The sequence below is a fragment of the Bacillus cereus group sp. MG1 genome, from assembly GCF_040460035.1.
Lineage (GTDB): Bacteria > Bacillota > Bacilli > Bacillales > Bacillaceae_G > Bacillus_A > Bacillus_A cereus.
Genome location: NZ_JARVGY010000001.1, coordinates 1,040,608 through 1,054,276, shown reverse-complemented (window position 1 = coordinate 1,054,276; position 13,669 = coordinate 1,040,608). Strand labels below are relative to the sequence as shown.

Sequence of the window (13,669 nt, the reverse complement as noted above, 5' to 3'; positions counted from 1 at the left end):
TTTGAAAGAAACGAGAGGAAATGGTTTAGCTTTATTACCACTTGGGATATTTTTGGCGCTATTTATTGGTTCTGGAATTATTACAGGTGATTTCTATAAATTGCCGATACTTGTAGCGATCTCAATTGCTGTAGGAGTCGCTTTAATGATGAATCGTAAAGAAAGTTTTAATGTGAAAGTAGAGCGGTTCGCTAAAGGTGCAGGAAATCCGGATATTATGATTATGGTATTAATTTTTGTGCTTGCAGGTGCATTTTCTGAAACTGCTAAAGGAATGGGCGGAGTAGACTCAACTGTTAATTTAGCATTAACTATTTTACCGCCAGGATTTATCGTAGCTGGAATCTTTGTTATTGGGGCATTTATTTCATTAGCGATGGGAACTTCAATGGGAACAATTGCAGCATTAGCGCCGATTGCTGTAGGTATTAGTGGTCAAACTGATATCTCAATTGCGCTTGCAATGGCTACTGTTGTTGGCGGAGCGATGTTTGGTGATAATTTATCATTTATTTCAGATACAACAATCGCAGCTGTTCGTTCACAAGGAACAGAAATGAAAGATAAGTTTAAAACGAACTTTTTAATTGTGTTACCAGCGGCTATTATTACAATTGTGCTATTAGTAATAGTTACTTCAGGAAGTGACACGCAAATTAAAGCACATAGCTTTGATTGGATAAAGATTTTACCGTACGCAGGAGTACTGATTACAGCGCTACTTGGCTGGAATGTACTTATTGTATTAACTGGTGGAACTGTACTATCTGGTGTTATCGGTCTTATAGATGGAAGTTACACGTTAGAAAGTTTCTTTAAAAGTGTAACGACTGGAATGGGCGGTATGATGGAGTTAGTATTACTTGCTATATTAATTGGCGGTATGGTTGAATTAATCCAATATAATGGTGGTATTCAATATTTAATGAATGTATTAACACGTAATATTCGTTCGAAAAAAGGAGCGGAATTTGGTATTGCTGGTTTAGTGAGTATGACGAATATGTGTACAGCGAATAATACGATTTCAATTATTTTTACAGGCCCGCTTGCAAAAAATATTGCAGATCAATATGAAATAGACCCTCGTAAATCAGCGAGTGTATTAGATCTTTTCTCATGTTGTGTGCAAGGATTAATTCCGTACGGTGCCCAAATGTTAACGGCAGCAGGATTTGCAGCGTTATCTCCAGTTGAATTGTTACCGTATGCATTTTATCCAATTTTAGTTGGAGTATGTGGGATTGTTTCTATTCTAATTGGGTTTCCAAGGTTTTCGAAAGTAGCTAAGAAAAAAGAGTATCATAAAACTGCTTAATTTAATATGAATGTTAGTAATTAAAAAACGTGCAGAGAATAGACTCTGCACGTTTTTTGCGTAAAGGGCTGAATATGACTCGGTCTTAAGTCTGAGTAGAAAACGGTTCTTAAGCTCGTTATGGAAAGATGAAAAAATAGTTAAGATAAGAGTATCAAATCGAAGGGAGGCAAGCACAAGATGAAACAATTTCTAGCGTTTATCGCAGCCGGTATTTTGGCTTTAATTGCTCTTGGTAGTCTTGCTGGTATTGTAGGATTCGCAATCGGAGCAGGAGTTGTATATTGGAGCTATAAATCATTTGTGCGAGCTAAATCATTTTTTGGAAAGTTAGCTTGGGGTATTGTTGGTTTAATCGGTTTATCCATTGCACTTTCTCATTCGCCAGCATTAATCGGTATCGCTGCTTTAGTGGTTTTATACTACGGATACCGTGAGTGGAAAAAAGAAAAAGATGTAGTTGTTGAATCTGCTCCAGAAAGTTCTAAATCATATAGCAACTTTGAAGATGAGTGGAACAAATTAATGAAAAACTAAAACAATAAATCAAATTATAATTAAAGTAGAAGAGAGGAAGATTTATAATGAAACAATCTTTATTCGGACGTGTACGCGATGCAATTTTAGCTGATTTTCATAACGTGTTAGATGAGAAGGAAAGAAAAAATCCAATTGCGATGTTAAACCAATATTTACGTGATAGTGAGCGTGAAATAACAAAAATTGAGAAGTTAATTGAGCGTCATAAAACATTAAAATCTAACTTTGTTCGTGAGCTTGAGCAAGCACGTTATTTCGTTAATAAAAGATCAAAGCAAGCTATCATTGCTCAAGAAGCAGGTGAATTACAATTGCACGAACGTGCGTTAGAAGAGGTAGCTTATTATGAAGGGCAAGTAACTCGATTAGAAGAAATGTATGCAGGTGTTGTAGAGCAAATTGATGAGTTAGAACGTCGTCTTTCTGAAATGAAAAATAAATTAAAAGAAATGCACGCAAAGCGTATGGAACTAATGGCACGTGAAAATATGGCACATGCAAATCGTCGTATGAATACTGCGATGCATAAAATGGATGAAAATAATCCATTCTTACGATTTGAAGAGATTGAAGATCATATTCGTGACTTAGAAACTCGTATGAATGAAGAGCATGAGCGTGACACATTTGATATGAAAATTGCAAAACTTGAGCGTGAAATGAAAGAAAAGAATGATGTATCGTTAACGAAAGAGTTAACAAAATAATAGTAGTATATTATAAAACAGGCTTATGATATAGTGATAGGAGAAAAGGTGTTGGAAAGCAATGCCTTTTCTTCTATGTATATGTGACAAGAAGGGGGGAGCTGAAATGAAGAAACATTTTTCAAAGACACAATTAATGGGGATGCTCCTCATCATATTTGGGTTCGGTCTTTTTCTTGATATGATACTTGGACATTTTGAACCAGGTGGTCTCATTTTTGCATTTATTATGCTTATGTTTGGAAGGCATTATCGTAAAAAGAATCGTTATGTACGGGGAAATGTATTTTTATTTGTTGGTGGTATCGTATTTTTATTCTTCTTATTTTCATCAGCAGCATTTGTTCTTGTCGTATTTGCTTGTTTAGCTTTAATTGGTTATCAATTGATTCAACAAGGGCATCAGCAAAAAGCAATGAAGGTTGAAATTAAAGAAAAAGGGATGATAGACGAAGAGAAGCAAATATATCGTACAGAACCATATTTGAAAAATATGTTTGTAGGCAATGTGCGAATGATGGATCATATTTATGAACTTGAGGATATTAATGTTCAATATGGTGCTTGTGATGTGGAAATAGATTTAACAACTGCTATGATTCCAGAAGGGGAAACGGTAATTGTTATTCGAGGTGTCGTTGGTAATATTCGTTTATATGTGCCATATGATATTGAACTTTCTTTAAATCATTCTGTTATTGTCGGGCGTGTGCTCTTGCCAGGTCATGAAGAGACAGGGTTTAACCGCAATGTTACATTTAGAACAGAGCAGTATAAAGAGGCTCCTCGACGTATTAAAATTATTTCTTCGCTTGTCGTAGGCGACACGGAAGTGAGGAAAGTATAATGAAGAAACAAAAAAATATTTCGTGGATGTATATTCGTTATTCTATGTTGTCCTCTGTTAGTATCGCACTCATTTGTACAATTGTATATGTATGGAAAAGCGAGCAACAAGTGTATGATTTATTATGGAAGGAATCCATCGCTTCTGTTCCAATTGGCTTGTTTATTATGACTACAAGTTTACTTATCGGGGGAATTGTAGGATATGCAATCGGTTACTATATAGAGCAGCGTATACAAGGATTAAATACGTTTCTATTTGAAGTAGAGCGAGGGAATTTTCCGAGCGATGTTTCGTTTACTGCAGATAATGAATTTCATGAAGTGGAACGAAAAGTAATCGTTCTGGCTCGTCGATTAGAGGAGCAAGCTGGACTCTTTCAAAAAGTAACGAATGAACGAGCTCATTGGAATGAAGAGATGAGACAAGAAGCGATTTCTCAAGAAAGGCATCGTTTAGCAAGGGAGTTGCATGATTCAGTAAGTCAGCAGCTTTTCGCAATGTCGATGATGATGTCAGCGATTAATGAACAAATAACTGAATTTCCAGATGTGACAAAAAAACAATTGCAACTTGTTGAAAATATGGTTGTAAATGCTCAATCAGAAATGAGAGCATTGCTCCTTCATTTACGTCCTGTACAATTGGAAGGTAAGAAACTGACAGAAGGTATAGAGGAATTATTAACGGAATTATCGCGAAAACAACATATGAAAATTGAATGGCTTATTGAGCCAATAGAATTAAAAAAAGGTGTAGAAGATCATTTATTCCGTATTGTGCAAGAAGCGCTATCAAACACGTTGCGACACGCGAAGGCAAAGAAAACAGAAGTGCGCCTTCGAAAAATTGATCAATATGCGATTTTAAAAATCATTGATGACGGCGTTGGGTTTGAAGTAGGGGTTAATAAGGCTGGTTCATATGGCCTAAGATCGATGCAAGAGCGTGTTCATGAAATTGGTGGGACACTCAAGGTACTTAGTTTCCCGGCCAAAGGTACACAAATAGAAGTAAAAGTACCGATTATGATTGAGAGAGGAGGAGAAGTATGATAAAAGTATTGCTTGTCGATGATCATGAAATGGTTCGTATGGGTGTATCGGCATATTTATCTACACAGCCAGATATTGAAGTAGTAGGGGAAGCTGAGAATGGAAGAAAAGGATCAGAATTAGCATTGCAATTAAGGCCGGATATTATTTTAATGGACCTTGTTATGGATGAGATGGACGGTGTCGAAGCAACACGTGCTATTATTCAAGAATGGCCAGAAGCAAAAATTGTAGTTGTAACAAGCTTTTTAGATGACGAAAAATTGTATCCTGTTATTGAGGCTGGGGCGACCAGTTACTTATTAAAAACATCAAGAGCAAGTGATATTGCTGATGCTGTACGAGCTACTTATGATGGAGAAACAGTATTAGAGCCGAAAGTTACCGGGAAAATGATGTCCCGTATGCGTCAAAAGAAAGAGCAACCTTTGCATGATGATTTAACGGAAAGAGAGTTTGAGATTTTGTTATTAATCGCAGAGGGAAAAAGTAATCAAGAGATTGCGGACGAGTTATTTATTGCACTGAAAACGGTAAAGACACATGTGAGTAATATATTAAATAAATTGAATGTAAGTGACCGTACTCAGGCGGTTATTTATGCATTTAGGCATCAATTAACGAAGTGATAAAGTGAAACTTTAATCAGTGGGGAGGTTGTTCCTCCCCCACTGATTATCAGCCCTCACCAATCGGGCTTTTACGGGCAGTTAATGCGGGATAAAGTGAAACTTTAATTGGCGGGGAATTCCTCGCTGATTATTGGCTCGATACAATATAAATTTGGCGTTAAAACTATTGAATGTTTTTATTGACGATAAATAATGTAAGCGTTATCATTGAGGTGTTAACAGTACATATAAAGGGGAGAATGTATATGTTAGTTCAAACTATATTCGGAATGGATAAGTCTAAAAAATTAGGGGATTATGTGAACGCATTACAAGCGCTTTGTGAACAATATAATGTTGAAACAGATAAAATTGCGATTATTGAGGCTACAGAGGAATACTATTTATTTTTAGTAAAGCAAGAAGAGCACTATGATGTTGTCAAGGTAGAAACAGTTGATACGAATATTGAATATTATACGAAGGCTTATAAAATAAGCAGTTTTAATCATACTGCGTATCAAATGTAAAAAAACTCCCTTTTGGGAGTTTTTTTAGGAGGCTTTTACTTCGTGAGATTCGGTTACTAATGGAACTTTTTTCGTACCGCTTAACTTAGCCATTGCAAGACCAATAAGAGCTCCTGCTAATGCTGGTATTAGCCAGCCGATTCCTTCATTATATAAAGGGATAAATTCAAAATATGGTGTGATAAATGAAACTGAAATACCACCTTGTTTTAATCCATCAAATACGCTCACTACAGCTGCTCCAATTAAAGCACCTACATAAACAGAGCGATATCCACCGAAGTATTTATGAAGTAATGATAGTAGTACGAGTACAATCGCAATTGGATACACAACAAGTAGAATTGGAACAGAGATTGCGATAATTTTCGTTAAACCTAAGTTGGCAACTAGTAATCCTAATGCGCAAATGATACTCGCGAACGTTTTGTATGAAAATGTAGTCAATAATGTTGAAAAATATTGGCTGCACGCAGATACGAGTCCAACGCATGTCGTTAAACAAGCGAGTGTAACGATAAGAGATAATAGGAGCAAACCGTATGGACCGAATAATTGTTGTACGATAACAGTAAGTAGCTGTCCGCCATTTTTTGCATATCCGAGCGAGACGCTAGTTGCCCCAAGCCAGCCGAGTGCACCGTATACAAGTACGAGCCCTGTAGCGGCAATAAGCCCTGCTTTTGCTGTGGCGATGGCAATGGACTTACGATCATTCACACCTTTAGAGCGAATTGCATTTACAACGATAATTCCGAATGCAAGTGCTGAAATAGTGTCCATTGTTAAGTAGCCTTCCATAAAGCCTTTGAAGATTGGAGAAGTTTGATACTCTTGCATTGCTGGCCCTGATTGCCCAAGTGGTGTAAATACACTTTTAACAAACAATAAGAAAATAGAGAGTAATAAAATAGGTGTTAATACATTTCCAATACGATCAACAAGTTTAGATGGATTCAAACTCAGCCAAAATACGATAGTAAAGAAGATGATTGTATATACAAATAGCACTAGGCTGCTAGAGCGGATTGTTTCTGGTAAGAAAGAACTAACACCCATTTCATAAGCGACATTTGCAACACGTGGGATGCCCATAGATGGACCGATAGCAATGTATACAATTACTGTAAAGAAAATTCCGAATAATGGATGAACATGACTTGCAAGTTGCTGCATTCCATTTCCAGATAGAGAAATTGCGATAACAGTTAGTAGTGGTAAGCCAACTCCTGTTAGTAAAAATCCAATCATTGCTGGCCAAAAGTTTTCACCTGCATTTTGGCCAAGCATGGGAGGGAAAATTAAATTACCTGCCCCAAAAAATAAAGAAAATAGCATAAGACCCGTGAAAAAAATATGTTTTTTTGATACAGTGTTCATTGTTTTTCCTCCTTTTTTAAATTCATTTGTAAGAACACAAAAAACTCGTCCCTAAAGAAAGGGACGAGTTATATTTACCCGCGATACCACCCTAATTTACACATGTAGAAATAAATCTATATGTATACGGCTTTGCAACGTACAACATGATACGTGTTCCTTGTAACGGGGGACGGCCGGTAAGAACTTACTGTAACATTCGGTTCTACTTCTCGGAGATGATTTTCGGTTACGCGCTGAACGTTGGCTTTCAGCAAATCGCCAACTCTCTGGGGAACAGTTCTATAACGTACTCGTTCTCGTCAATGAATTTTTATTCAAGTATTCTGACAGTATTGTTGCATGTTTTTTTTAGAAAGTCAATATGTTTTTTGAAAGATATATTTATATACGGAAATATCGAAAGTGATATTCGTTGTTGTAAAGGAAATGATGAATTGTAAAATGGGAGTGAAAATTTGCGGAGAATTGTAAATTTTATAGAGAAAATTGATATTTATAGGAGTGAAGAAGGGATTGTTTGAATTTATAGAGAATAATACAACAATCCACTTGCTGGAAAGAACAAACCAAAAGAGGTGACTGAAATGCTTGCGATGGGAGTATTATTTGGTATTATTGCTATAATTGGTTTTATGTGGTTATATTATTCGCGTTCGTTTAAACAAGCAGAAGTTTTACTCTTTCAAAAAGGTAGTTTGTTGACAAATCAGTCTAGATATTTAGTATGTCCGAAGTGTGGAAGTGCACAGGCCAGAAGTGGAGGATATCAAGAGTGTTGCAAAATTAGATTATGAAAGAAAGGAAGCCTCACATTATTTTGTGAGGCTTCCTTCCTTACAACTTCATGGCGCTCCAAATTGTCCATCGATCTCTTTCAATAATAGGAGAGACGTTTTGTAATGCGGTCTGTATATGTTGTCGAAGTTGAGAAAGTTCATCATCTGTTAACTCATATAGAATGGATCGACCTGTTCGAGGAGATAAATCTTGCAATAATGCTTCTACAGAATCATGCATTTTTCGTATTTCCCATTGTGTTTGTGTGGGAAGTACATGAAGAGAATGCTTTTGTAATTCTGTCTGTATAGTGTTGGTTTTTGGACGTCTTTTTGACTCTATTTCAATAAGTTTTGGAAATAGAGAGAAAAAATATCCGCGAATGTGTTCGGGACTTCCTGGAATTGTACAATCTTCAATTGTTCGATCTTGTAAAATAAGTACACCGTTTTTATTTAATATACGAGAAGCTTCAAGTAAAAATGTAGGAATGTCTTGTAAATGATGAATAACTGCACGCGAAATAACTATGTCGAATGTTTCATTAGGGTATGGGATATTATGTGCATCACCGTGGATGAATGAAATGTTTGAAAAGTTGTTACAATTTTCTTTTGCAGCTTGTAATATTTCTTTTGAAAAATCAAGTCCCACAACATTATTGGCTCCCATAAGAGCGAGTTCTTTCGTATAAATCCCACCACCACAGCCGATATCAATTATTTGCTTGTTTTGTATTTCTGTAATGTTTTTTACAATTTCACCCCAAGAAATATGAGCGTTTCTTGTTGCATATGTGTACTTATTATTTTCATCATGAAAATTAATGGGCATGATAAAGACCTCCTTTCAATGATTAGTATAGCGTATTTAATAGGATGTCACGTTTTTGTTTTATGTATGAAGATTATAAGGATTTCTTATCGTAAGAGGAGGATTAATTTGAAAGGGAAATATGTATTGTTGTTGTTTGTTATGTTACTAGCAGCTTGTGGTCAAGTTGAACCGAAAAAAGAAACAAAAAAAGTAGAAGAGACGGTGAATGAAGTGAAAGAAACAATAGGGGTAACCGTTATACAAAAAAAACATAAAGAGAAAAAGTTGCAGGAATCAGAAGCGAAGTTAGTAATAGACATTTTGAATAAAGCTGAGAAACAAGAAATAACAGGAAGCTTCGGTGAACCTGAATATGAAATACAAATTAGTAGAGATGGGAAAAAAGAAACTTATTATGCATGGTTAAGGGGAGAAGATAGACGAGGATGGGTGCAATATAAGAAAGCTATGTATATGTTGAATGAAAAAGATACGGAAAAGCTTTTGGATATATTTCCAAATGTCTCAGAACAAAAAGAAGATGAGATGCAGGTAAGCCCTTTAACGGAAGTAACAAAAAAAGATTTGCAGATTACCGCGTTTCATATTAAAACAGGCGATCAAAACGTGAATTATACGGTACGGTATACGATTTCACAATCACTATACAATAAGTTAGTGAAGGAGCAAGAATATTATTTGCAACTCAATTTTCCAGAAAAAGTTCAAAAATTAATTGGAGCAAAAGAGAGTGAAATGATTTTAGGTGAAAAAGTAAAGGAAGGGTATAAGCAATATGAATTACATGCTACTGTTCCGATAAAAAGCGCTTCAGAATCACAATTAAAATCATTAGAAACATATTACGAAAGTTATGATTTGAAAATATTAAACAGTAAAAAAGAAAAAATAGGTGTGTTTCACAATATAATTCAGATTGTTAAAGATTATGGTGAAAAAATGAATTTTCAAAGATAAAGTGAGACTTTAATTAGCCCTTACGGATTGGAATGAATATAAACTCGTCAAATCTATATGACCTTTCCTAGGAAATGATAATAGAGAGGGGAAAGCACCCCTCTCTATTACTTTGCTTTTGCAGATGGCTCATTCATTGATTTTCGTGTAATAAGAAAAGAAATCATAAGAGCGGAAAGGATGACAAGGGCAATAAATACGTGATTGGGCAACAAATCTAATAATAATACGTAACTAACGGTATAAAAAATAAGAGTTGAAGCTAAAAACGATAGAGCACCTATTATAAGAGATTGTAAATTCATTTTTGTACACCTCCTTTTATTTATATTTTTGGCTGAAAATGGATTATATAAACATTATTTCTAACAATAGAAAAAAATATGTCATAATAGAGAAAAGAACAAGCTTTAATGAATGAATATGATTCATTAATGAGAGATAAAGGAGAGGAATATGAAAAATAATAAAAAAGGATTATGGGGAATTATTGTTGCGATAGGTCTATTTTTACTGTCTAAGTTAAAGTGGGTATTTGCAATTTTTAAATTAGCAAAGTTTTCAACGGTATTTAGTATGTTTCTATCGCTTGGCGCATACGCAGTTCTATATGGTTGGAAATTTGGAGTGGCGCTCATTTATTTGTTGTTTGTTCATGAAATGGGCCATTTATGGGCTGCGAAAAGAAAGGGGATCCCAACATCGCCAGCAATCTTTATTCCATTTATGGGGGCCCTTATTGGAATGAAAGAGATGCCGAAAAATGCGAAAGATGAAGCTTACATTGCCTATATGGGTCCGCTTTTCGGACTTCTGTCATTTTTACCCGCGATACCGCTTTATATAATGACGAAAGAGCCATTTTGGGCGCTTGTTATTTTGCTTGGAAGTATGATTAATTTCTTTAATTTAATTCCCGTTTCGCCGCTAGATGGTGGGCGAATTATTTCAGTTGTCAGTACTAAAATTTGGGGAGCAGGCCTTATTTTATTACTTGGCTATTCAATTTACTTTAAAAGTATTTTGGGAGGATTTATTGTTATTATCGGTTGTATGGAGTTATATAGAGTAATAAAGAGAGATGAGCCGATTAAGGAATTAGGGCATAAAATTGATGGGATGAAAGAATATGTTACTAGGCTTGAAGAGGAATTAAAAGAAACGGGTGCTGTACATCGGACTATATACGTGATGCATCATGAGATGAATGCATTAAGACAAAGAGAACGGGAAAAAGAGTTACAAATAGGTGAACTTCAAAAAATGGAAGTGTTAGAGTATCTTTTACCGAAGTTCGAACCGTTAGATTATGTTCCATATGAAGATGAAAAAGATGAGTATACAATTCACATAAGGGAAGCATTTGAAGCGTCAGAAAGAAAATTAAATGAATGGAAAACAGAAAAGGAACAACAAGAAAACTATTATAAAGTGGATGCGAAAACGAAATGGACAGTATTTGCTTGTTATATTGGATTAATGGCTATACTCGGTTACACAGCTTATGAAGGATATATTGTTTTACAAGAACATTTGCCAACGAGAAATGTATAGAAAAATATTGTCGAAATGATAGGAAGAATTTATACAGGAATTATATTTCTACGAGAGAAAGTTACAAGTATAGTCATACATTGTAATATTTTTAGTAGAGAAGGAGTTCTGTATATGAAGAAATTGTTAAGTGTATTCGGGATTATTATCGTGATAATCATTGCAAGCTATAGTCTTATGAAAGTGCTGTTACATTATGCGAATAAGCCTGCTGAGGTAAATACAATAGCTCAAATAGAAGATGTGCAAGAAGAGACAAAAGTGCTAAATTTTATTCGAATGACACATGAAAGCTATAATAATTTCTTAAATTACGGTAAAGCAGAGAATTATACAGACGGGGATTGGAATCAATTTAAGCAATGGTTTCAACAACAAGAATCATCGTTAAAAAATATACATACAGAAATAAAGAATGAAAAAATAAAACGTGATGTAAATAGAAGCTATGAAATTGTAAAAAAAGGTGTGGAACTTCAAAATATTGAGTATGTAGTGTATGCCCACCGTGTATATCATGACTTGGATATTATCGTAAATAAATATAGAGGTGAAACGAATATCTGGGGATATACGGAGTTTGGCGATGGGAAAGATATAAAAGTAATTGAACAAGCTATACAAACAAAATAATAAGCTAGCTAGAATTCTAGTTAGCTTATTTTCTTTTGTAAATACAATGTTCATATATTATTCACAAAAACACCGTGTTAATAGTGATTAAAATCACAATCTGCATTATAAGATTCAGTTAAACTAAAAACAGTTAAGGAAATAGAGGAGTGGGATACAATGTTAAGTGCAAAAACAATTGAAATCGTAAAGTCAACAGTACCATTATTACAAGAAAAAGGCGTTGAAATTACAACGAGATTTTATGAAATTTTATTTTCGGAACATCCGGAGTTATTGAATATTTTCAACCATACAAATCAGAAAAAGGGAAGACAACAACAAGCGTTAGCGAATGCTGTTTATGCAGCTGCAACGTACATTGATAATTTAGAAGCTATTATTCCAGTTGTAAAACAAATTGGTCATAAGCATAGAAGTTTAGGTATTAAAGCAGAGCATTACCCGATTGTAGGTACATGTTTACTACGTGCCATTAAAGAGATCGCAGGTGCACCTGATGAAGTTTTAAATGCATGGGGAGAAGCATATGGTGTCATTGCTGATGCATTCATTAGCATTGAAGCAGAGATGTATGAAGAAGCTGCACATAAAGAAGGTGGATGGAAAGACTTCCGCAACTTTGTGATTGTTAAAAAAGTGAAGGAAAGCGATGTTATTACGTCATTTTATTTGAAACCTGAAGATGGAGGGAAAGTTTCTTCATTCATCCCAGGTCAATATGTAACGATTCAAATCAATATTGAAGGTGAGACATATACACATAATCGTCAATATAGTTTATCCGATGCTCCTGGGAAAGAATATTATCGTATTAGTGTAAAAAAAGAAAAAGGTGTAGATACACCAGACGGTAAAGTGTCTAATTACTTACATGAACATGTAAAAGAAGGAGATGTTTTACCAGTAAGTGCACCAGCGGGAGATTTCGTGTTAAATATGGATTCAACATTACCAGTTGTACTAATTAGTGGTGGAGTAGGGATTACACCGATGATGAGTATGTTAAATACGTTAATTGAACAAGATTCAAAACGTAATGTATATTTTGTTCATGCAGCAATAAATAGTAATACACATGCAATGAAAGAACACGTTAAGACAGTAGAAAATGAATATGAACAAGTTAAAGCATATACTTGTTATTCTGCACCGACTGAAAAAGATTTAGAAATGAAGAACTTTGATAAAGAAGGTTTCATTGAAAGTGAATGGTTAAAAACTATTATTCCGACAACTGAAGCAGAGTTTTATTTCTGTGGTCCAGTAGCATTTATGAAGCATATAAATGCTGCACTAACTGATTTAAGTGTGAAACAAGAGCATATTCATTATGAATTTTTCGGCCCAGCAACAAGCTTACAATAAGCAAAAAAACGAGGTATTTATTTTACCTCGTTTTTTATTTGTTCTCGTAATAAACGGTTTACTGTTTCACGACGTATACCTATCAGTTGACCAATTTCGGTTTGTGTTAATATTTCATATATAGGAATGTCACCTAAATATAGGGCGAACCATTCTTGTAAACGATGAAGACGTTCTTTCGGAGAGACGGTTGTCAATTGATCAATTCGTTGTTGCATCATTCTTAATTTAGATTGCAATTGCATAGCGATGTTAGCATACGATTCGGGATTTGCTTGAAGTCTCTCGTACCATTCACTATTAGTGATCGGTTCCACTTCTGTTTTTATTAAAGCGATAGCTGTACCGTGATATTCTTTCGGTGAAATTAAAGAATGATGAGGTATCGTTTCACCTGGAACGATAATGTTGAATAAAAATGGTGTTCCGTCTTCTTCTAGCCGAACTACTTTTAATAAGCCTGTTTTTATAAAGTATAAAGGACCGTCCTCGCCTTGACGGAATAGTACATCTCCTTTGTGTAGAATCAATGTTAGCCCCCCATTAATATGT

At 35.0% G+C, this 13,669-nt stretch carries 16 protein-coding genes and 1 other annotated feature; of the genes, 12 read left to right on the top strand and 4 right to left on the bottom strand.

Annotated elements, in window-relative coordinates:
* Nucleotide 1 precedes the first annotated feature (1 nt).
* The 7 genes from QCI79_RS05300 to QCI79_RS05270 all read left to right on the top strand — a co-directional run bounded on the left by QCI79_RS05300 (nucleotide 2) and on the right by QCI79_RS05270 (nucleotide 5,608).
* Nucleotides 2-1,318: a Na+/H+ antiporter NhaC family protein gene (locus QCI79_RS05300; RefSeq protein WP_000665486.1), complete on the top strand. Its 1,317-nt coding sequence runs from the start codon at nucleotides 2-4 to the stop codon at nucleotides 1,316-1,318.
* Between the two features lie 180 nt (nucleotides 1,319-1,498).
* Nucleotides 1,499-1,855, top strand: coding sequence for a lmo0954 family membrane protein (locus QCI79_RS05295; protein ID WP_000808641.1), 357 nt, complete (start codon nucleotides 1,499-1,501; stop codon nucleotides 1,853-1,855).
* 47 nt (nucleotides 1,856-1,902) lie between these two features.
* Complete coding sequence (locus QCI79_RS05290; RefSeq protein WP_021728356.1) at nucleotides 1,903-2,565, top strand: PspA/IM30 family protein; 663 nt, start codon at nucleotides 1,903-1,905, stop codon at nucleotides 2,563-2,565.
* 106 nt (nucleotides 2,566-2,671) lie between these two features.
* Entirely contained in the window at nucleotides 2,672-3,412 is a 741-nt protein-coding gene (gene liaF, locus QCI79_RS05285) for a cell wall-active antibiotics response protein LiaF (RefSeq protein ID WP_000716096.1), read from the top strand.
* A complete protein-coding gene (locus QCI79_RS05280; RefSeq protein ID WP_021728355.1) occupies nucleotides 3,412-4,467 on the top strand; it encodes a sensor histidine kinase in 1,056 nt (351 codons plus the stop codon). The genes liaF and QCI79_RS05280 overlap by 1 nt, the downstream gene beginning before the upstream one ends.
* Nucleotides 4,464-5,096, top strand: a complete 633-nt coding sequence (locus tag QCI79_RS05275; protein WP_000598707.1) for a response regulator — start codon at nucleotides 4,464-4,466, stop codon at nucleotides 5,094-5,096. The genes QCI79_RS05280 and QCI79_RS05275 overlap by 4 nt, the downstream gene beginning before the upstream one ends.
* Before the next feature lie 173 nt (nucleotides 5,097-5,269).
* Entirely contained in the window at nucleotides 5,270-5,608 is a 339-nt protein-coding gene (locus QCI79_RS05270) for a DUF3922 domain-containing protein (RefSeq protein WP_002061028.1), read from the top strand.
* Nucleotides 5,609-5,632: 24 nt separating this feature from the next.
* Here QCI79_RS05270 and brnQ3 read toward each other — a convergent pair whose 3' ends face one another.
* Nucleotides 5,633-6,988 carry a branched-chain amino acid transport system II carrier protein BrnQ3 gene (brnQ3, locus tag QCI79_RS05265; protein ID WP_001099140.1) on the bottom strand — a complete coding sequence of 452 codons (1,356 nt, stop codon included), beginning with the start codon at nucleotides 6,986-6,988 and terminating at the stop codon, nucleotides 5,633-5,635.
* A gap of 56 nt (nucleotides 6,989-7,044) precedes the next feature.
* Nucleotides 7,045-7,303: a binding site (T-box leader), on the bottom strand.
* Between the two features lie 272 nt (nucleotides 7,304-7,575).
* On the opposite strand from brnQ3, the gene QCI79_RS05260 reads away from it, so the two are divergent.
* The gene (locus QCI79_RS05260) at nucleotides 7,576-7,785 is read left to right on the top strand and encodes a hypothetical protein (RefSeq protein ID WP_000880630.1); all 210 of its coding nucleotides are present in this window, start codon (nucleotides 7,576-7,578) and stop codon (nucleotides 7,783-7,785) included.
* A gap of 40 nt (nucleotides 7,786-7,825) precedes the next feature.
* Here the strand turns inward: QCI79_RS05260 and QCI79_RS05255 are convergent, their stop codons facing one another.
* Nucleotides 7,826-8,602, bottom strand: a complete 777-nt coding sequence (locus tag QCI79_RS05255; protein ID WP_021728354.1) for a class I SAM-dependent methyltransferase — start codon at nucleotides 8,600-8,602, stop codon at nucleotides 7,826-7,828.
* 108 nt (nucleotides 8,603-8,710) lie between these two features.
* On the opposite strand from QCI79_RS05255, the gene QCI79_RS05250 reads away from it, so the two are divergent.
* Nucleotides 8,711-9,562: a YhfM domain-containing protein gene (locus tag QCI79_RS05250; protein WP_016109664.1), complete on the top strand. Its 852-nt coding sequence runs from the start codon at nucleotides 8,711-8,713 to the stop codon at nucleotides 9,560-9,562.
* 107 nt (nucleotides 9,563-9,669) lie between these two features.
* Here QCI79_RS05250 and QCI79_RS05245 read toward each other — a convergent pair whose 3' ends face one another.
* The gene (locus QCI79_RS05245) at nucleotides 9,670-9,867 is read right to left on the bottom strand and encodes a hypothetical protein (protein WP_001053356.1); all 198 of its coding nucleotides are present in this window, start codon (nucleotides 9,865-9,867) and stop codon (nucleotides 9,670-9,672) included.
* 151 nt (nucleotides 9,868-10,018) lie between these two features.
* Here QCI79_RS05245 and QCI79_RS05240 point away from each other — a divergent pair, with 151 nt between their 5' ends.
* The 3 genes from QCI79_RS05240 (at nucleotide 10,019) to hmpA (ending at nucleotide 13,117) form a co-directional block, all read left to right on the top strand.
* Nucleotides 10,019-11,116 carry a site-2 protease family protein gene (locus QCI79_RS05240; protein WP_000794491.1) on the top strand — a complete coding sequence of 366 codons (1,098 nt, stop codon included), beginning with the start codon at nucleotides 10,019-10,021 and terminating at the stop codon, nucleotides 11,114-11,116.
* A gap of 114 nt (nucleotides 11,117-11,230) precedes the next feature.
* Nucleotides 11,231-11,749 (top strand): hypothetical protein, encoded by a 519-nt coding sequence (locus QCI79_RS05235; RefSeq protein ID WP_021728353.1) that lies wholly within the window; start codon nucleotides 11,231-11,233, stop codon nucleotides 11,747-11,749.
* A 159-nt stretch (nucleotides 11,750-11,908) separates the two neighbouring features.
* Nucleotides 11,909-13,117, top strand: coding sequence for an NO-inducible flavohemoprotein (gene hmpA / locus QCI79_RS05230; RefSeq protein ID WP_000947317.1), 1,209 nt, complete (start codon nucleotides 11,909-11,911; stop codon nucleotides 13,115-13,117).
* A gap of 17 nt (nucleotides 13,118-13,134) precedes the next feature.
* On the opposite strand, the gene QCI79_RS05225 is transcribed toward hmpA, so the two are convergent.
* Nucleotides 13,135-13,647 carry a Crp/Fnr family transcriptional regulator gene (locus QCI79_RS05225; protein WP_000600581.1) on the bottom strand — a complete coding sequence of 171 codons (513 nt, stop codon included), beginning with the start codon at nucleotides 13,645-13,647 and terminating at the stop codon, nucleotides 13,135-13,137.
* Nucleotides 13,648-13,669: the final 22 nt, after the last annotated feature.

Coding starts and splice junctions, on each gene's coding strand:
- QCI79_RS05295 (WP_000808641.1), top strand. CDS start 1,499: ATGAAACAATTTCTAGCGTTTATCGCAGCCGGTATTTTGGCTTTAATT.
- QCI79_RS05290 (WP_021728356.1), top strand. CDS start 1,903: ATGAAACAATCTTTATTCGGACGTGTACGCGATGCAATTTTAGCTGAT.
- liaF (WP_000716096.1), top strand. CDS start 2,672: ATGAAGAAACATTTTTCAAAGACACAATTAATGGGGATGCTCCTCATC.
- QCI79_RS05280 (WP_021728355.1), top strand. CDS start 3,412: ATGAAGAAACAAAAAAATATTTCGTGGATGTATATTCGTTATTCTATG.
- QCI79_RS05275 (WP_000598707.1), top strand. CDS start 4,464: ATGATAAAAGTATTGCTTGTCGATGATCATGAAATGGTTCGTATGGGT.
- QCI79_RS05270 (WP_002061028.1), top strand. CDS start 5,270: ATGTTTTTATTGACGATAAATAATGTAAGCGTTATCATTGAGGTGTTA.
- brnQ3 (WP_001099140.1), bottom strand. CDS start 6,988: ATGAACACTGTATCAAAAAAACATATTTTTTTCACGGGTCTTATGCTA.
- QCI79_RS05260 (WP_000880630.1), top strand. CDS start 7,576: ATGCTTGCGATGGGAGTATTATTTGGTATTATTGCTATAATTGGTTTT.
- QCI79_RS05255 (WP_021728354.1), bottom strand. CDS start 8,602: ATGCCCATTAATTTTCATGATGAAAATAATAAGTACACATATGCAACA.
- QCI79_RS05245 (WP_001053356.1), bottom strand. CDS start 9,867: ATGAATTTACAATCTCTTATAATAGGTGCTCTATCGTTTTTAGCTTCA.
- QCI79_RS05240 (WP_000794491.1), top strand. CDS start 10,019: ATGAAAAATAATAAAAAAGGATTATGGGGAATTATTGTTGCGATAGGT.
- QCI79_RS05235 (WP_021728353.1), top strand. CDS start 11,231: ATGAAGAAATTGTTAAGTGTATTCGGGATTATTATCGTGATAATCATT.
- hmpA (WP_000947317.1), top strand. CDS start 11,909: ATGTTAAGTGCAAAAACAATTGAAATCGTAAAGTCAACAGTACCATTA.